Source organism: Pseudomonas sp. 05N434, from assembly GCF_056396965.1.
In genome coordinates this window covers 1-17,993 of sequence record NZ_JBFTMK010000098.1, presented here as the reverse complement: position 1 = coordinate 17,993, position 17,993 = coordinate 1, and the positions used below count along the sequence as shown (strand labels likewise).

Genomic DNA, 17,993 nt, shown 5'->3' with positions numbered 1-17,993 from the left:
GCATCTGCCCCTCAGATTATCAGTTACCGGACATTCGGTTATTCGGCGTCGAGTTGTTTACCACAGGTTTCCGGCAAGCTGAGCGCCGCCAGGATCACCACCCCGTAGGACACCGCCGCGAAAGCCCCGATTCCCACGCTCAATGGCACCTTCTGACTGAGCAAGCCGATCAGCAGCGGAAACAACGCCGCCAGTGCCCGACCGATGTTGTAGCAAAAACCCTGGCCCGAGCCGCGAATCCGCGTTGGAAACAACTCGGTCAGAAACGAACCCATGCCGCTGAAAATCCCCGAAGCGAAGAAGCCCAAGGGGAAGCCCAGCCAGAGCATCACGCCGTTGCTGACCGGCAATTGGGTGTACAGCAAAACAATGGTGAACGAGCCGACGGCAAACAGAATGAAGTTCTTTTTACGACCAAGGATGTCAGTCAGATACGCGCTGATTACATAACCGACGTAAGACCCGATGATCACCATCGCCAGATAACCGCCCGTGCCGAGTACGCTCAAGCCCCGCTCGTTCTTCAGAAACGTCGGCAGCCAGGAGGTGATCGCGTAGTAACCGCCGAGTGCGCCGGTGGTCAGTATCGACGCGCGAATCGTGGTGAAGAGGATGCCGGGGGCGAAAATCTCGTAGAACTTCGCCGGGTTGCCTGGCTCTTGCCTGGCTTTGGCTTCGCGGTAGATTTCCGGGTCCTTGACCAGGCGACGGACGAAGATCACGAAAATCGCCGGCACGATGCCAAGAATGAACAGCGCACGCCAGGCGTCTTCGGGCGGCAACACCGAGAACAGCAGCGCATACAGAATGGCTGTCAGCCCCCAACCCAATGCCCAACCCGATTGCACCATGCCGACGGCTTTGCCACGGTCCTTGGCGCGAATTACTTCGCCCATCAGCACCGCGCCAGCGGTCCATTCACCACCGAAACCGAAGCCCATCAACGTGCGGCTGATCAACAGTTGCTCGTAGTTCTGGGCGAAGCCGCAGAGGAAAGTGAAGAACGCAAACCACAGCACTGTCAGTTGCAAGGTACGCACCCGACCGATGCGGTCGGAGAGAATCCCCGCCACCCAACCACCAATAGCCGAGGCGATCAGGGTGCTGGTGTGGATCAGCCCGGCCTGGCCGGTGGTGATGCCCCACATGGCAATCAGGGTCGGCACCACGAAGCTGAGCATCTGGGTGTCCATGCCGTCCAGGCCATAGCCGATCTTGCAGCTCCAGAACGTGCGACGCTCCTGCTTGTTGATGTTGCGGTACCAGTCAAAAGGTCCCGGGCGAGCCGTGGACTTGGGGATATCGAGGGTGTCGGGCGCACTCATGGCAAAATCTCCGTGCATATTTTATTGGTATTGTTCTGAGCCCCGACGACGCCTATCGTGGGAACCGGATGGCCTGATTTTTGGGCGGTTGGCCCCGCTGCGTCCAACTAATAAAACCCCGCCCTAGACATAAGAAAAACTTTATCCACGAGCTGACCCCATGAACCTGAAGTTTCTCGAGACGTTTGTCTGGGTCGCCCGACTCAAGAGTTTTCGCCTGACGGCGGACAAGCTCTTCACCACCCAGGCGTCGATTTCCAGCCGCATCGCCGTGCTCGAAAGCGAGCTTGGGGTGAAGCTGTTTCTGCGCGACTCCCGCGGCGTGAGCCTGACCCCCGAAGGCCTGAAAGTGCTCGAATATGCCGAGCAGATGATGGACACGATGCAGTCGCTCAAGCAGTCGATCGAAACGCGTTCGAGCAAGGCCGGGCGGGTGCGGATCGGCGTCATGGACACGGTGATCCACACCTGGCTCAGCCCCTTGGTGGCACAGATGATGGATCACTATCCGCTGGTGGAAATCGAGCTGGTGGCCGATACCGCGCTCAACCTCTGCGATCAGCTGCAAAAAGGCTTTCTCGATCTGATCCTGCAAACCGACCTGCTGCGCCAGGAAAGCGTGCGCAGCCTGGAGCTGGCCAGTCATCCGATGGGCTGGATCGTGGCCAGCAACTCCATCTACAACCGTGAGTATTCAGGTGTCGCCGACCTGGCGCGGGAGCGGATCATCACCTATTCGAAAAACTCCCGTCCGCACCAGGACATCTTGAGCCTGATGCAGGCCAACGGGGTCATGGCGCCACGGCTGAACTGCGTGAACTCGGTGTCGGCGATTACCCGATTGCTGCGGGACGGTTTCGGTATAGGCGCACTGTCGCCCGTGCTGGTGGCCGAGGAATTGGCCCGGGGAGAGTTGACCTTGCTGGCCATCGATCAGCGACCAGCGAATTTGCCGGTGGTGGTGTCGTGGCGGGTGGGTGTGGAGTGGGTCGAAGAAATCGTGGCGCTGTGTCAGCAAGTCGTGGAGTGTTATGCGCAGAAAGTGGGCGAGCACTACATCGTCTTGAGCAAACCGCAGGCCAGAGCCTGAAAGGCATTTTCCTAAGTGTAAATATGAACCACTATCATTTGCATTAATTTTTCAAAACGGTATTCTTTGCGCGCTTTCAGAATCAATTGTCCAGAAGGAGTCGGACCTGATGCGCGATTACACGCAACAACAGCAGCAATTGCTCGCTCACTGGAGCGAAGCTCTCGGTACTCAGGCTTTCCAGTCCCACCGCATCACGCTCGATCATTTGAGCAATGCCCTGGAGCCCGCCGCCCAGCGCTGTTTCCAACGCCTGATCCAGGCGCTGTTCCGTGAAGAGCTGATTGATCCCGACACCTGCGAATACGACGACACTAGCCGCTGCTGGCTGCCGCTTGGCGATGGCGCGCACCTTTGCTTCGAGCATTTGTCCAGCAGCAGAATGAACAGCTGGGACGTACGCGGCAGCATCGTCCTGCACACCCCCGACAAACTGCCGCACAAAATCCAGTTGCCCAGCGAACTGCTCGCTCACCTCAGCACTCAGCTCAATCCGCCAGCCTCCCCGCAGGTACTGGAACGTCTGGCCCGGGAGCTGGATGACAGCTTCAGCAACGACACCCTGTGCCTGGCGTTTCACCACGGATGGACCGAGCGCCTGAGAGAGCAGATCGACACCGGATACGATGACAATCTGCTCGCCTGGCTCAAAGCCAGCCCCTGCCACCAGAACCCTACATCGCTGCTCGAACAGTGGGGGACTCTCGGCCATCCGTGGCACCCGAACTACAAGACCAAACTGGGCTTGAGCGCCGCTCAGGTCATCGCTTTCTCGCCAGAATTCGAAGCGAGTTTTCCGATCGTGCTGTGCGCCCTGCACCGCCAGTACGCACATGTTGAAGCGCTGGCTGGCACCACGGACTACTGGGATTGGTGGCAAGGTCACTTCCCACAAGCCGCCGAGCAATTGCAACGCCATTTGCAGCAGCTGGGCCTGGACGCAAAGGACTACCTCCCGCTGCCGTCGCACCCATGGCAAGCCCATGAAGAGCTGCCACATTCATTCGCCAACGAGATCGCCGACAACCTGCTGATCGTCACTGACATCGTGGCGTTTACCGGCCACCCGACCATGTCCTTCCGCACGGTCCTGCCGCAGGCCAGTCGCACGGCACCGATGGTCAAACTGCCGGTGGCTTTGCGCCTGACCAGCGTGCAGCGCACCGTGTCGCCGCGCTCGGCCCGGATGGGTCCGCGCATCAGCCAACTGGTATTGGATATCCTCGATCAGGAACCGCAGATTCAACGCCTGCTGAACATCGTTCCAGAGCGCATCGGCGTGCATTACGCACCACTGCCGGCCGATGACGAACGCTCCCGGCATGCTGGCGTGCTGTATCGCGACAACCCGCTGACCCTGCTGCAAGCAGGCGAGTTGGCGGTGCCGGTCGGCAGCCTGTTCGCCGTCAACGAATTCGAACAACCGTTGCTGCGTGATTGGGTCAGACTGGCTCAAGGCCGGGACGACAGCGAGGCCATGCTGACGTTCTTCGATGATTACCTGTCGATTGCCGTACCAAGTCTGCTGGGCATCTATCTGATGTACGGCGTGGCGTTCGAAGCGCACCAGCAAAACAGTTTCATGGTGATGGGCGCTGACGGGCAGCTGAATCGGCTGCTGTTGCGTGATTTCGGCGACGTTCGTATCGATCGCAAAACCCTGCACGCCAAGGGTCTGGATATCCAGCTGCACGATCCGAAAATGACCCTGTATGACGACGCAGGGTTTGTCCGCGACAAACTCCTGCACACCACCTTCATGTGCCACCTCGGTGAGCTGACGTTGCTTTGTGCCCGCCACTGGAATGTGCCGGAAAATATCCTGTGGGAGCGATTGGCAGCGCACGTTGCACAGTGCTTCGAGAGCTTGCGCGAGCGCGTTGAACCGGCACGCTGGGAAAGCGAGCGCCAGGCCTTGCTGGAACAGGATTGGCCCGCCAAATCGTTCATGCGCATGCGCTTGCTCGACAGTCATGCCGACATCGTCGGACGCCTGAGTAACCCGCTGCGACCCAACACCCATGCTCGCTGACGGTCGCGCCTTGCGACTGCTGATCGTCATCCAGTTTGTCTCCATGGGCGCAATGGAAATGAGCGGCCCGTTCTGGCCCTTGCAGATCCAGCATCTGCTCGGGCCCGAAGGCGCCGGCTACACCGCGCTGTTATCGGCGATGGTCTATGCCGGCCCGATGCTGGCGGCCATGCTGCTGACCCCCCTGTGGGGCCGATTGGGGGATCGCACCGGGCACAAACCGATGATTGTTCGGGCGTTGCTGGCCCTCGCGCTGTGCCAAGGCTTGGCGGCCATCACCCTCGACCCGTGGCTGCTGGTGGGTATTCGCGTGATGCAAGGCGCGTTGGCCGGTTTTCTCGCGGCCGCGCAAGCCTATGCCTTGGCCTGCTGCGACGGTGCCAGACGGGGTCACACCCTGGCCCGCCTGCAATCGGCAACCGCCGTCGGCTCGTTGATCGGCCCGGTGCTGGGTGGCTGGCTGATGGACGTCTCGGGGTTTGCCTTGCTGTGTTATGGCGCGACGGTGATTTGCCTGCTGTGCGCACTGGGGAGTTTTTTCCTGCCGGCCGACAAGGCGCGAACCGCGAAGAAAAAACCTGTTGAGCCGGTGGCCCTGCCCAAAGGCTGGCTCAGTGGAATCCTGTTGGTGATCGTGTTGATTCAGGCGGCGAAGATGATGCCGCAGTCGTTCTACGCCCTATATGTCGCGAACATTCTGCATGCCCCAAGCTGGCTGATCGGTGCCACCTACGCGGCGAGCGCCGCGACCCTGGCCATTTCCGCCCCGCTGTGGGGACGCCTGTTCGACCGCTGGCAGCCGGCCTACACCTTGCGCGTAATCGAAGGCGTGGCCTGGTTATGTGCCCTGACGCTGGCGGCCACGGCATTGGCCAATGAATGGCTGGGCTTTCTCGTCAGCCGACTCGTCTGGGGCATCTGGCAAGGCGCCCTGCTGCCCGTCGCCTATGCCCTGATCGCCAACACCGTTTCCATCACCCAGCAGGGCTTCGCGCTCGGCCTCGGTAACAGCGCGGCRAAGGCTGGTGCTCTGCTCGGTGTCGTCCTTGGCGGCATCGGCATGGGCCTGGTGGGCCTGGCCCACAGTTTCTGGCTGGTGGCGCTGACCTACGCCATAGCCGCCATCGGCATCCGCTGGGTGCGGTCGTTCAACGCCACGCCTGACCGCTCGACCTTATCGCCCCACACTTATCACAACTAAAAAAGACCACGTCATGACCCGAACCAAACTCTCCCTGCTGATCCCGCTACTTGGCACCTTCAGCGCCCAGGCCTGGGCCGAGGACACCGAACAGCAGCCCGGCACCTTGAACATGCAAGCCACCGTCGTGTCCGCGACTCGCAGCGAAGCGAGCATCGCTTCGATTCCGGGCTCGGTCCAGGTGATCGACGAGCAGCAAGTCCGTGAGCAGAGCGGCGCGGGTCGCCGGGTCTCCGACATCCTCGGGCAATTGGTCCCGGGTATTGCGCCATCGAGCGGCGGGATGAGCAACTTCGGCCAGACCCTGCGCGGGCGTAACATGCTGGTGTTGATCGACGGCGTATCGCAGAACGCCACGCGTGACAACTTCCGCCAGCTCAACAGCATCGCCCCGGCCAGCATCGAACGCATCGAAGTGATCTCCGGCGCCAGCAGCATTTACGGGGCCGGTGCTTCAGGCGGCATCATCAACATCATCACCAAGCGCAATCAGGGCCAGGACATTGCCTACAGCAGCAAACTGGGCCTGACCAGCGGTAACAACCTCAATAGAAAAGGCTTCGCCTACGAAGCTTTCCAGAGTGCCACCGGGCGCAAGGATGCGTTGGACTGGTATGTGTCCGCCGACCTGACCCAGCGCAACGACCAGTTCGACGRCAACGGCAACCGCATCCCCCAGGACACCTCCCAGGGCAGCAACATGGACACCGAAACCTATGACCTGCAAGGTCGTTTCGGTTACGAACTGGATGCCGACAAGAAAATCAGCCTGTCGCTGCAGGACTACAAGGACCAGCAGGACACCGGCTACACCAAAGACCCGAAAAACTCGCAGCAAGCGGTGGCCGTCAAAGGGCTGAAACTCGACGACCAACCCTATACCCATAACCAGGCGGTCAATCTCAACTACACCGACAAGGACTTCTACGGTCAGGGCCTGCAACTGGAAAGCTACTGGCGCCGCGCCGATGCACTGTTCTTTCCAGACCTGTCGCGAGGCAGAGCCGGGATCTCCAACAACAACAGTGTGCAGGACGTCTACGGCCTGCGCGCGGCCATCGACACGCCGCTGCCGGCGATCGGAAGCGCCACGGGCAATCTGGTCTGGGGCGCCGACTATGACAATGAGCGCTCCCGTCAACGAGGTGATCAATACACGCTCAATGGCCTGAACTACACCAAGACCGGCACCACCTACGAGCTGGGCCCGGACGCTGCCCGGTGACACCCTCAAATACGACGCCACGCTGTACAACCTGGGGGCGGTCTACCACCTGAGTGAAAACCAGGACGTCTTCGCCAATTACAGCCAGGGGTTTTCGCTGCCGGATATCCAGCGCTTCATGCGTGACGTCAGCAGCACCTTCGACATCCAGAGTCTTAACGCCCAGGCCATCAAGGTCGACAGTTACGAGTTGGGCTGGCGTGGCAACTGGGACCAGTGGCAGGCCGACGTCACCGTGTACGAAAACACCTCGGACGTGACCCAGTTCTACGATGCCAATGATCGAGTATTGCGCCTGATCAACCAGAAAGAGCGAGTTCGCGGCATCGAAAACAGCCTGACCTACCGCGCGACCGATCACTGGTCGGTGGGTGGCACTTATGCCTGGGCCAAAGGCGAGACCGAGCAGAACGGCAAATGGATCGATCTGCCGGCCACACGCATCTCACCCGCCAAGACCACACTGTTCGTCGGCTACACCGAAGACGACTACACGCTTCGCCTGCAAGGCATGCGTTTGGCCAATTACGATGCCGCCGCCAAGGACGACAATGGACGCGACATCGAAGGTTATACGCTGGTGGACCTGCTCGGCTCCGTGCAACTGCCGGTCGGTCGTCTTGAAGGCGGCGTGTACAACCTGACCAATCGCACGTACCAGAACCTGTTCACCCAAGCCAACGCCAGAGCGCCGTACGCCAATGCCGAAGGCCGCACGCTGAGCATGAGCTACTCGGTCGATTGGTAAAAACAGGAGCCGGCTTGCCAGCGATGCGATCTCGCGGCAATCGCCGGCAAGTCGGCTCCAGTGTTACAACCCGCGCAAATCCCGCTCTTCGATCGGCCGGCTCTGGCGCAGGCGCTTGCCGCCCAGCACCACCCAGTCGATCAGTCGGAACAGGCATTCAATGCCGAACGACAGCAGCAACGCGCCGCTCATGCCCCAGATCATCGCTTCCGGCGTCAGCAGGATCTGGTAGCTGTAGCCGTTCCAGGTTTCCTTGCGAATATCCGGGTCGGCCGCCAGCACCACTTGCAGGAAGCGGATGTACCACGGGCCCTGCATGGCCTGGAATTGCTTGTCGAGGGCCAGTTGACGGGTGAGCAAGGCGCTCAGGCTGTCGGCATCGCTGCGAAAGATCGGGTCTTCGCTGGCACGGTAATGGGCCACCAACGCCTGCATGTCGCCCTTGAAAAACTGATCGGCAGTGCCCTGAAAACCGCTCAAACCGCTCTGCGCCTCGATCAGATGCGCTTCGACCCGCTTGGCATAGTCACTGATGAACCCAGGCACCTGGACGCCGATCAACAGGCCTGCCGCAAACAACACCAGCCGTAGATAACTGAGCAACATGGGGGGAGAGATCCTTATTCGGTATTGCCCTGGCTGACGCATTCACCGCGTCGCCAGAGGCTCCATTGGCCCGGTTCGTAGCGGGTCCAGGTTTCGTTTTCGGTCAAGGGTTCGGTGGCGATCACTGTAACCACGTCGTTGGGCGTGGTTTCAGCCTGGAAGTCGACGATCACATCGACGTCCTTCAAGCGTGCCGGGCCGAACGGGGCACGGCGAGTGATTTGCGCCAGTTTGGTCGAGCAGTAGCAGAACAGCCAGTCGCCGTCGCTGAGCAAGCAGTTGAACACGCCTTTGCTGCGGTACTCGGCGCAAGCGGCCACCAGGTCCGGCAGCAGTTCTTCGATCTCTACCGGCTCAGGGAATGCAGCGCGTACCCGGTTGAGCAAGTCGCAGAACGCCGCTTCGCTGTCGGTATCGCCGACGGGGCGGTAGAAACTGGCGGTCGGGTTGAAGTCGGCCAACTGGCCATTGTGGGCGAAACACCAGTTGCGGCCCCACAACTCGCGCACAAACGGATGGGTGTTGGACAGGCAGACCTTGCCGACATTGGCCTGGCGGATGTGGCCGATCACCACTTCGCTCTTGATCGGATAGCGCTGCACCAGGTTCRCCACTTCCGACTCGCTGCTCGCCGCCGGGTCCTGGAACAGGCGCAGGCCACGGCCTTCATAGAAAGCGATGCCCCAACCGTCACGGTGCGGTCCGGTGCGGCCGCCGCGCTGCATCAGCCCGGTGAAGCTGAACACGATATCGGTCGGGACATTGGCGCTCATGCCCAATAACTCACACATGCTCGGACTCTCGATTCAATGCAGGGGCACAGTTACAGACGCGGCTCGACCCGCAGTCGCTGCGGGTTGCTCGGCACCGGTGGCCGACCGTAACGATCATCGCCGGCACCGCCGAACGGTTGATCGCCTTCGGGTTCGTCGGTGCGCGCCGCAGCCTTGGCCGCCTCTGCCCGCTCCTTGCGAGCCTTGGACGCGCGCTCGATGGGGAAACGGATCGCCACGAGAACCAGGTAAAGGCCGAAGGCAATCATGCTGTACATGAACAGGTCGGAAATCGCCCGCCAGGCGTTGTTGCCGACCTTGAACAGCAGATCCAGCACAGTAATGGCAATGGCCGGGGCGACCTTYTCCTTCACCGGGTCAATGATGGTCGGGCTGAACAGCGACACTGCCATCAGCAGCCGCAGCGGCTCACGCAGCCAACGCCACATCCAGCGGGTGATGCGCATCCACACCAACAGGCAGCCTAAAGCGGCAAAGGCGTAGAGGCCCCAAGCGATCAGATAGTCGTTCTCGGTCATGGTGTCCATGGCAAGGCAGGCAAAGAGGCGCTTATAGTAACGACTTTTCGCACTTCAGGCTGCCCCGCCGTCTGCGATCCCCCAATTTCGTACAACGTTCGAGAGTCCTTCATGCCCCTATCCGCCAACGTTTCCGACGCGCCCATTGCCCACAAGGCCGACGGCGATGACCCGTATGCCTGGCTGCAGGAGCGCGACACCGACGCAGTGCTCGATTACTTGAAAGCTGAAAACCGCTATCAGGAGGCGCAAACCGCCGATCAGGCCGGGCTGCGCGAAATCCTGTTCGAAGAGATCAAGGGGCGGATTCTCGAAACCGATCTGTCGCTGCCCTCGCCCTGGGGCCCGTACCTGTATTACACCCGCACCACGGCCGGCGACGAATACGCCCGTCATTACCGCTGCCCACTTCCGACCGATGGCAGCCTGCACATCGACGAAAGCCAGGAACTCCTGCTACTCGATCCGAACGTGCTGGCCAAGGGCGGTTTCTTTTCCCTGGGCGCGTTCAGCGTCAGCCCGGACCACCAGCGCCTGGCCTACAGCATCGATTCCAGTGGCGAGGAGGTTTACACGCTGTTCGTGAAGGAGTTGTCCAGCGGCCGCGTCAGCGAACTGGAATTYCAGGACTGCGACGGCAGCATGACCTGGGCCAATGACAGCCTGACGCTGTTCTTCGGTGAACTCGACGACACCCATCGCCCGCACAAACTGTTCCGCTATCGGCTGGACGGCACCGCCGCCGAAGAAGTGTTCCATGAACCGGACGGCCGATTCTTCCTGCATTGCTACCGCTCAAGTTCCGAACGGCAATTGCTGCTGTCGCTGGGCAGCAAGACCACCAGCGAAGTCTGGGTGCTCGACGCCTCGCTGCCCCATCAGGCCTTTACCTGCCTGGCACCACGGGTCGAAGACCATGAGTACGATGTCGACCACGGCAAACTCGATGGCGAGTGGACGTGGTTGATCCGCACCAACCGCGACGGCATCAACTTCGCCCTGTACCAGGCCGCCGACACCGGCGTCGCGCCGACCGAAGCCGACTGGCAGAACCTGATCCCCCACAGCGACGCGGTGATGATCGATGGCATGAGCCTGAACGCCGAGGCCATGACCTTGAGCCTGCGTGAAGGCGGCCTGCCGATCATTGAAGTCCGCCCACAAGGCCTGGCGCCGTATCGCGTGCAATTACCGGACGCGGCCTACAGCCTGCATGTGCAGAACAGCCTGGAATTTGTCAGCGACAGAATCCGTCTGCGCTACGAGGCTTTGAACCGTCCGGCGCAAATCCGTCAACTGATCCTGGCCACCGGCGAGCAGAAAGTCCTCAAGGAAACCCCGGTGCTCGGCCCGTTCGACGCCGACGCGTACGTCAGCCAGCGGCTTTGGGCGACGGCGCCGGACGGTACACAAGTGCCGATCAGCCTGGTGGTCAAACGCGAATTCCTCGGTAAACCGACGCCACTTTATCTGTACGGATATGGCGCTTACGGCGAAAGCCTCGACCCGTGGTTCTCCCACGCCCGCCTGAGCCTGCTGGATCGCGGCATGGCGTTTGCCATCGCGCATGTTCGCGGCGGCGGTGAATTGGGTGAAGCCTGGTATCGCGCCGGCAAGCAGGAACACAAGCACAACACTTTCAGCGACTTCATCGCCTGCGCCGAACACCTGATCGCCAACGGTTTCACCACCTCATCGCAGCTGGCAATCAGTGGCGGCAGCGCCGGTGGCCTGCTGATCGGCGCGGTGCTCAATCAGCGGCCGGAGCTGTTCGGTGCGGCAATAGCCGAAGTGCCGTTCGTCGACGTGCTCAACACCATGCTCGACCCGGAGTTGCCGCTGACCGTCACCGAATACGACGAATGGGGCAACCCGCAAGAGCCAGACGTCTATGATCGGATCAAGGCCTACGCCCCGTATGAAAACGTCACCGCGCAAGCCTATCCGGCAACGCTGGTGATCGCCGGCTACAACGACAGTCGCGTGCAGTACTGGGAAGCGGCCAAGTGGGTGGCGAAATTGCGCGCGACCAAAACCGACACCAATCCCCTGCTGCTCAAGACTGAATTGGGCGCCGGGCATGGCGGGATGAGCGGTCGCTACCAGGGATTACGTGACGTAGCCCTCGAATACGCATTTGTTTTGAAGGTTTTGGGCATTGCCTGAGGAACTTGGCCCGGCGTCCCGGTCTTAACACCAGACGCCGGGCGCGCCTGGAACAGCAACAGACACAAGAAAAAGACCGTGACGACATGTCAGAACCGACCTTACTGAACAAAGAAATTCGCGACTGGCTGATGGACTGCGGCCTGTTCGATCAACTGCTGCCGGCCGACTTCGTGGCGGCTTCAGGTTACTTCAGCATCAGCACCATCGCCGAAGGCGAAGAGATCTTCCATGAGGGCGATGCCGGCAGTTTCATGTGCATCATCCACACCGGCCAGGTTGCGGTGCAGAAGACCAACAGCGAAGGGCAACCGGTGACCATGGCCACCTTGCGCAGCGGTCGGGCGTTCGGCGAAATGGCCGTGCTCGACGGCGAACGGCGCTCAGCCAGTTGTGTGGCCGCGAGCAACTGCCAGTTGCTCAACCTGGGCAAGGACTCCCTGGAAAAGATGCTCAACGAAGCGCCGAAAATCGCCGCCAAGATCATCCGCGCCCTCGCCGTCTCCCTCTCCAAACGCTTGCGCATGGCCGACGGGCAACTGCTCTCGCAGCAGATTTAGACACTATCCGCCCGGCGTTTTGATTTTCGTCGTGCTCGGCTCAAGGCCCGGCAAGGTCTGGTCCTTGGGCGGGTTGGGCATTTCGATCGGCGGCAACAACGGTGGCCCACCGTTGCCGGTCTTGGGCACTGTGGTCGGGGTAATCTGCGGGTACGGMGTCGGCGTGGCAGTGCCGGGCGAACCGGGTATCGGCGTGGGGCCGGTGGGGATGGTTTGCTGCTCCTGGGCCTGCACTGCAGTTATCGAGAGCGCGGCCAGGGCAATGACCGTTAGAATGGTGCGCTTCATCAATGGCTCCGTTGGCCTTGTAGTCAATTGCAGGCTACTCCCAACCGCGTTCGTTTGCCTTCTTCCGTCTGTCCATTTCTCCCCAAGAGAGCCCCATGAAACGTTTCGTTCTGCTCGACACCACCCCCATTCCTGAAAACGGCGGTGCCCTGTGCCTGTTCGAATACGGCGAGGACTTCGTCATCAAGATTCAGGGCGGCGATGGCGGGCAGTTGATGAACACCCGCATGCACGGCTCCGAAGATGCCCTGGCGCAAATCCCCTGCCGCAAGGTCGCCGGCCGGCCGAATTCGCGGGTATTGATCGGCGGCCTGGGCATGGGCTTCACCCTCGCCTCGGCGCTCAAGCATTTGGGCAAGACCGCTGAAGTGGTGGTCGCCGAACTGGTGCCCGGCGTGGTGGAGTGGAACCGTGGGCCGTTGGGGGAAAAAGCCGGCAACCCATTGCTCGACCCGCGTACGGTGATCCGCATGGAAGACGTGGCCAAGGTGCTGCAAGCCGAGCCGCAGGGTTTCGACGCAATCATGCTCGACGTCGACAACGGTCCCGAAGGCCTGACCCAGAAAGCCAATAGCTGGCTCTACTCCGCCGGTGGCCTGAGCGCCTGCGCCAAGGCCCTGCGACCCAAGGGCGTGCTGGCGGTATGGTCGGCCAGCGCTGACCGGCAGTTTTCCGACAAGCTGAAAAAGGCCGGCTTCAAGGCCGAAGAAGTGCAGGTCTTCGCCCACGGCAACAAAGGCACCCGCCACACCATCTRGATTGCCGAGAAGCTCAAGGGCTAGGCTAAACTTCAACACATAACCGTCATTAGTCTTTTACAAAGGTGACCCATGAGTTCGTCAACGCCTCCAACCAACACCTCAAAGTTGGACCGCATCCTCGCCGACAACCAGCGCGACAAGGAAATGGGTTACCGCGACAAGGCCCTGAAGATGTACCCGCACGTGTGCGGCCGCTGCGCCCGTGAGTTCTCCGGCAAACGCCTGAGCGAACTGACCGTGCACCACCGCGACCACAACCACGACAACAACCCGCAGGACGGCTCGAACTGGGAGCTGTTGTGCCTGTATTGCCATGACAACGAGCATTCGCGTTACACCGATCAGCAGTATTTCGACGAAGGCTCGCTGAGTACGCCAAAGATTGCCAAGGCGACGCATAACCCGTTTGCGGCGTTGGCCGGACTGATGAAGAAAGAAGACTGAAGGTCTGCTGATCGTTCCCACGCTCTGCGTGGGAATGCATCCCGTGACGCTCTGCGTCACATTCGAAAGCGGAACGCGGAGCGTCCCTGGCGGCATTCCGACGCAGCGCGTGGGTACGATCATCTCCAAACTGAACACCCCTCCCCCAATCCCCGTATAATCGCGCTTTTTTCCCGAAGGCACCCCGCTCGTGGCAGACAAACGGTACAGCTGCATTGGTTTGTATAACCCCAAATCACCGGAGAACGTCGGTTCGGTGATGCGCGCCGCCGGTTGCTATGGCGTGGCGTCGGTGTTTTACACCGGCAAGCGCTATGAGCGCGCCGCCGACTTCGTCACCGACACCAAGAAAGTCCACTACGACATTCCGCTGATCGGCATCGATGACCTGAAGAAAATCCTGCCGTTGGGCTGTGTACCGGTCGCGGTAGAACTGGTCGACGGCGCCCGCTCGCTGCCGGAATACACGCACCCGGATCGCGCCCTCTACATCTTCGGCCCCGAAGACGGTTCACTGGATAAAGAGATCCGCGACTGGTGCGAAGACGTGGTCTATATCCCGACCACCGGCTGCATGAACCTGGCGGCCACGGTCAACGTGGTGCTGTACGACCGCATGGCCAAGGGCAACAACACCCGCTCAGGCCCGAAATTCCGCTGAATCACCGCACATCCGATGGAACGAGCCGACCGCCTCGGCAGTCAGCTTAATTATCCATTCTTGAAGCCTGGAGACAGATCATGAGCGACCTCAAACGCGTAGAGCGCATCGAATCCACCCCGTTCCAGACTCAGCCCGCGCAGAACGTCCAGGGTTGGGAGCGCATCGGTTCCCTGGCCGGCGGCGTGGTGATGGTCGGCAAAGGCCTGCGGCGCGGTGGTGTGTTCGGGTTGATTCAAGTGGCCATTGGCGGCGTAGCGATGGCGCGGGGTATTACCGGGCACAGTTCGGCGAAAAGCTTTCTGGAAAAGAGCCGTCAGGACATGGTTAACGCTCGAGCCAGGATTGAGCGTGCCGGGGAAGAGTTGAGTCGGTTGAAGGCCAATGCCGAGGCGGCGACCAAAACCGCCACCGTGACCGGGAATGATTCTTTGAAGTCGCCGAAAGCCGGGGTTTGATCCGGCATTTGCGGTGAGGCTCAGGGCCTCTTCGCGACCCGACTTGCCCGCGAAGGCGGTATTACTGAAGCAACCCGGTATCAAGCACCTTGGAAGACTCGCCAATAACGCTCTCACTGAGCTGAACGAATTCCTTGGTATCGACACTCTCCAAACGCATCGCCCCACGCAATACATCATCCAGCGAACGCTTGTTGCGGGTCTTCAGGCGAATCTCGCGATCCAGTTCCTGCAGCAACACCACCGCTTTGGCCACCTGCGCCGGGTTGATCTGCTCCCCGCGCAAGGTGGTGACCTTCTGGCTGGCCTTGGCCAACTTGCTCTGCAGGCTCTCATACCGCTCATCACTCATGCCGCCCGCACGGCGCACCAGTTCGATGGCGTAATACTCGGCAAACCCTTCGCTGATCCAGCCGCTACGCTGGCTGTCGTTGATCCGCCCGAACACCTGAGCCAATTCACGCATCAAGGTACTGGTGCCGCTTTCGCTGACCAGCGGCAGGCGGCTATTGAGATAGATCGATTCCCGCGCGGCCAGGCTGCCACGCCACATCGGGTCATTGGCGCCGACGATCAGCAATTTGCTGGGGTGACGCGGAAAAACTTCCTGCACTTGCGGCCACACGAACGTCAGCAGCGTCAGCACATCCATGCGGCGCATCCCCTGGCCTTGGGGCGAGGCCACGGTGACTTCGGTTTCCCCCAACCGCGTGCGACGGCTGCCGAGGTTACCGGCGAGCATCCAGCCAGTGGGACGGTCGAACAGGCGCGAGACGTTATCGATGCGGAACTTGTTTTTGCCGATCCGCGGCCAGGCGGTTTCGACGCTTTTCCAACCGGTGGGCAATTCGAATTCCAGGCGTGACACCAACTCGATACCGTCCTGCTGATCGAGTTTCGCCGCGGGCACCAGGTCATCGCCACGCATCAGCGCCCACGTTGGCGTCATGCGTGTATCGAAGCTGCCGCTCTTGCGCCCGTGGCTGATGCGCACGCGGTAGGTCAGGCTGGCCTTGTCGGCGGCCGGGCGCCAGACACCACGGACCTGCGTGCCCGGTGTGAGCTGCCATTGGCCGTCGGCCTTGAAATCACTGTAGTGACTGCCATCGCCCAAGTCGAAATCCAGACTGCGCACCGCCGAGCCTTGGGCCAGGGTCAGGCGCACTTCGGCCTGATCGCTTTGCGGCAACAGGCGTACGTGATAATCCAGATCGACTTTCTTCGCCGCCCACACGGGCGAACTCAGGGCCAGCAGCCCGACAGCCAACGCCCGGAGCACTCCCACCGCCATACACACTCCTATTGTGGCGAGCGAGCTTGCTCGCGCCGGGCTGCGTAGCGGCCCAAAATTCTTGTGATCACCGCCGATTTTGTGAGTGCTGCGCACTGGAGCGCCAGCCCGGTCAAGCGGGAGCAAGCTCCCTCGCCACAGACTAAATGGCATCGGGAATTAACCCGCGCGAAAAATCAGATGATCTTCCCAATCGTCTTCGGCCACGCTGCCTTCGGCGAGCATGCGCCCGGACTGGGAAATACGTTCGTGATGCACCGCATCACGATCACCGCATACCAGGTGATGCCAGAGCGGCAGGTCCTTGCCTTCGCTGACCAGTCGATAACCGCAGGTCGGCGGCAACCATTTGAACTCATCGGCCTTGCCCGGCGTGAGCTGGATGCAATCGGGGACAAAGTCGCGACGGTTGGGGTAATCGGTGCACTGACAGGTTTTGAGGTCCAGCAGTTTGCAGGCGATACGCGTGTAGTAGACGGCGTTGTCGTCTTCATCMTCGAGCTTTTGCAGGCAGCACAGGCCACAGCCGTCGCACAGCGATTCCCATTCCTCTTGATCGAGTTGATCGAGGGTTTTGCGTATCCAGAACGGTTCGACTTTGGCGGCCATGGCTCAAGCATCAACATCAGGTGGTGAAAAGGCCGCCAGTCTAGTGCCAAGGCATCGGCGGGCCAAGCATTGGCGACTGCCGGTACGACGGCACTTGTCAGTTTTTGCGCCACCCAGTAGCTTTGCCAGTCGCAAGGAGCCCTCCCCAAGTGCCATTAACGCTCAACCGCGTTGCATTCAGGTGAACTGCTGGCTCAAAAAAACTGGCGCTCAGCTCAACTGTACCCGCCGGTTTTTCGACGACCCCCACTTTCAAACGTAAAGGAATCTCTTGATGAGTGCTAATCCACGCGTTGCCGATTACGCCATTCACCCTCAGTTCACCGATCGCTGGTCGCCCCGCGCCTTCACCGGTGAAACCATTCCCGAAGAGACCCTGCTGAGCTTCTTCGAAGCCGCCCGCTGGGCACCATCGGCGTACAACTCGCAGCCTTGGCGGTTTCTCTATGCGCGTCGCGACACGCCGAACTGGGAGCGTTACCTGGGCCTGCTGAACGAGTTCAACCGCAGCTGGGCGCAGCACGCCTCGGCACTGGTGATCGTGATCTCGAAAACCACCTTCGTGGCACCTGGCGCCAGCGAAGAAACCCCGGCGCTGTGGCACACCTTCGACACAGGTTCCGCCTGGGGCCACCTGGCGTTGCAAGCGAGCATCAGCGGCTGGCACACCCACGGCATGGCCGGTTTCGATCAGGAGCTGACCCGCAAGGAGCTGAACATTCCTGAAGGCTACGCGCTGCACGCCGCCGTGGCGATCGGCAAGCTGGGCGACAAGGCGACACTGGCCGAGTACCTGCAAGCACGTGAAGAGCCAAGCCCGCGTCGTCCGCTGAGCGAGTTGGCGGCTGAAGGTAATTTCACCCTGTAAAAACAAAAGGTCGCAGCCTGCGGCAGCTCCCTACAGGTGTTCACAAAGCCCTGTAGGAGCTGCCGCAGGCTGCGACCTTTTCAGCTGCGCCTCAATACCCGCGCGCGAAATCCACTTCCCCACGCAACGCTTCACCCGCCTGATACGCCCGCAGGTTCTCGACAAACAGCTTCACCATCGCCGGTGGCGAAGTCGGTGCCGAGCTGTGGCCGGTCAGCAGCAGGCCCCACGCGGTCCAGAACGGATGACGTTGCGGCAGTGGTTCCTGACGGCAGACGTCGATCACAGCCCCGGCCAGATGCCCTTCCTTCAAGGCTTCCACCAGATCCGCATCGACCACCGCAACGC

The 17,993-nt window shown here is 60.9% G+C and carries 18 protein-coding genes and 1 pseudogene; 11 read left to right on the top strand and 8 right to left on the bottom strand.

Annotated features, from left to right (window positions below):
- Nucleotides 1–38 precede the first annotated feature (38 nt).
- On the bottom strand, nucleotides 39–1,325 hold the full coding sequence (locus tag AC1DLB_RS09135; protein WP_086944847.1) for an MFS transporter: 1,287 nt from the start codon (nucleotides 1,323–1,325) through the stop codon (nucleotides 39–41).
- Nucleotides 1,326–1,485: 160 nt separating this feature from the next.
- On the opposite strand from AC1DLB_RS09135, the gene AC1DLB_RS09130 reads away from it, so the two are divergent.
- From AC1DLB_RS09130 to AC1DLB_RS09115, 4 genes and pseudogenes are all read left to right on the top strand, one after another.
- The gene (locus tag AC1DLB_RS09130) at nucleotides 1,486–2,415 is read left to right on the top strand and encodes a LysR family transcriptional regulator (RefSeq protein ID WP_086944846.1); all 930 of its coding nucleotides are present in this window, start codon (nucleotides 1,486–1,488) and stop codon (nucleotides 2,413–2,415) included.
- Nucleotides 2,416–2,524: 109 nt separating this feature from the next.
- Complete coding sequence (locus tag AC1DLB_RS09125; RefSeq protein ID WP_111454866.1) at nucleotides 2,525–4,447, top strand: IucA/IucC family protein; 1,923 nt, start codon at nucleotides 2,525–2,527, stop codon at nucleotides 4,445–4,447.
- A complete protein-coding gene (locus AC1DLB_RS09120) occupies nucleotides 4,437–5,648 on the top strand; it encodes an MFS transporter (RefSeq protein ID WP_064619677.1) in 1,212 nt (403 codons plus the stop codon). Before AC1DLB_RS09125 ends, AC1DLB_RS09120 begins: the two co-directional genes overlap by 11 nt.
- Before the next feature lie 13 nt (nucleotides 5,649–5,661).
- Nucleotides 5,662–7,621: pseudogene (locus AC1DLB_RS09115) on the top strand (TonB-dependent receptor).
- Between the two features lie 63 nt (nucleotides 7,622–7,684).
- Here the strand turns inward: AC1DLB_RS09115 and AC1DLB_RS09110 are convergent.
- Genes AC1DLB_RS09110 through AC1DLB_RS09100 form a run of 3 tightly spaced genes read right to left on the bottom strand, consistent with a single transcriptional unit; the run spans nucleotide 7,685 to nucleotide 9,548 of the window.
- Complete coding sequence (locus AC1DLB_RS09110) at nucleotides 7,685–8,227, bottom strand: DUF2937 family protein (protein ID WP_138866160.1); 543 nt, start codon at nucleotides 8,225–8,227, stop codon at nucleotides 7,685–7,687.
- Between the two features lie 14 nt (nucleotides 8,228–8,241).
- Nucleotides 8,242–9,018: a class II glutamine amidotransferase gene (locus AC1DLB_RS09105; RefSeq protein WP_477784896.1), complete on the bottom strand. Its 777-nt coding sequence runs from the start codon at nucleotides 9,016–9,018 to the stop codon at nucleotides 8,242–8,244.
- Nucleotides 9,019–9,050: 32 nt separating this feature from the next.
- The gene (locus AC1DLB_RS09100) at nucleotides 9,051–9,548 is read right to left on the bottom strand and encodes an MFS transporter (RefSeq protein ID WP_477743398.1); all 498 of its coding nucleotides are present in this window, start codon (nucleotides 9,546–9,548) and stop codon (nucleotides 9,051–9,053) included.
- Between the two features lie 102 nt (nucleotides 9,549–9,650).
- On the opposite strand from AC1DLB_RS09100, the gene AC1DLB_RS09095 reads away from it, so the two are divergent.
- Both AC1DLB_RS09095 and AC1DLB_RS09090 read left to right on the top strand, forming a co-directional pair.
- Nucleotides 9,651–11,705, top strand: a complete 2,055-nt coding sequence (locus AC1DLB_RS09095) for a S9 family peptidase (RefSeq protein ID WP_064619681.1) — start codon at nucleotides 9,651–9,653, stop codon at nucleotides 11,703–11,705.
- A gap of 86 nt (nucleotides 11,706–11,791) precedes the next feature.
- Nucleotides 11,792–12,265 carry a cyclic nucleotide-binding domain-containing protein gene (locus AC1DLB_RS09090; RefSeq protein ID WP_018926758.1) on the top strand — a complete coding sequence of 158 codons (474 nt, stop codon included), beginning with the start codon at nucleotides 11,792–11,794 and terminating at the stop codon, nucleotides 12,263–12,265.
- A gap of 3 nt (nucleotides 12,266–12,268) precedes the next feature.
- Here AC1DLB_RS09090 and AC1DLB_RS09085 read toward each other — a convergent pair whose 3' ends face one another.
- Nucleotides 12,269–12,553 carry a hypothetical protein gene (locus tag AC1DLB_RS09085; protein WP_477743397.1) on the bottom strand — a complete coding sequence of 95 codons (285 nt, stop codon included), beginning with the start codon at nucleotides 12,551–12,553 and terminating at the stop codon, nucleotides 12,269–12,271.
- Nucleotides 12,554–12,648: 95 nt separating this feature from the next.
- Between AC1DLB_RS09085 and AC1DLB_RS09080 the strand changes: the two genes are divergently transcribed.
- From AC1DLB_RS09080 to AC1DLB_RS09065, 4 genes are all read left to right on the top strand, one after another.
- Entirely contained in the window at nucleotides 12,649–13,335 is a 687-nt protein-coding gene (locus AC1DLB_RS09080) for a spermidine synthase (protein WP_477784895.1), read from the top strand.
- A gap of 48 nt (nucleotides 13,336–13,383) precedes the next feature.
- A complete protein-coding gene (locus tag AC1DLB_RS09075) occupies nucleotides 13,384–13,758 on the top strand; it encodes a YajD family HNH nuclease (RefSeq protein ID WP_007942195.1) in 375 nt (124 codons plus the stop codon).
- 190 nt (nucleotides 13,759–13,948) lie between these two features.
- On the top strand, nucleotides 13,949–14,419 hold the full coding sequence (locus AC1DLB_RS09070) for an RNA methyltransferase (RefSeq protein ID WP_007942196.1): 471 nt from the start codon (nucleotides 13,949–13,951) through the stop codon (nucleotides 14,417–14,419).
- Nucleotides 14,420–14,499: 80 nt separating this feature from the next.
- A complete protein-coding gene (locus tag AC1DLB_RS09065; RefSeq protein WP_018926761.1) occupies nucleotides 14,500–14,877 on the top strand; it encodes a YgaP family membrane protein in 378 nt (125 codons plus the stop codon).
- A gap of 61 nt (nucleotides 14,878–14,938) precedes the next feature.
- On the opposite strand, the gene AC1DLB_RS09060 is transcribed toward AC1DLB_RS09065, so the two are convergent.
- Both AC1DLB_RS09060 and AC1DLB_RS09055 read right to left on the bottom strand, forming a co-directional pair.
- Entirely contained in the window at nucleotides 14,939–16,168 is a 1,230-nt protein-coding gene (locus tag AC1DLB_RS09060; RefSeq protein ID WP_086944844.1) for a hypothetical protein, read from the bottom strand.
- A gap of 159 nt (nucleotides 16,169–16,327) precedes the next feature.
- A complete protein-coding gene (locus AC1DLB_RS09055) occupies nucleotides 16,328–16,777 on the bottom strand; it encodes a YcgN family cysteine cluster protein (RefSeq protein WP_477784894.1) in 450 nt (149 codons plus the stop codon).
- Nucleotides 16,778–17,051: 274 nt separating this feature from the next.
- On the opposite strand from AC1DLB_RS09055, the gene AC1DLB_RS09050 reads away from it, so the two are divergent.
- Nucleotides 17,052–17,645, top strand: a complete 594-nt coding sequence (locus tag AC1DLB_RS09050; RefSeq protein ID WP_007942200.1) for a nitroreductase family protein — start codon at nucleotides 17,052–17,054, stop codon at nucleotides 17,643–17,645.
- A gap of 91 nt (nucleotides 17,646–17,736) precedes the next feature.
- On the opposite strand, the gene AC1DLB_RS09045 is transcribed toward AC1DLB_RS09050, so the two are convergent.
- The coding region (locus AC1DLB_RS09045) for an NAD(P)-dependent oxidoreductase (protein WP_477784893.1) at nucleotides 17,737–17,993 on the bottom strand (257 nt) is incomplete at its 5' end.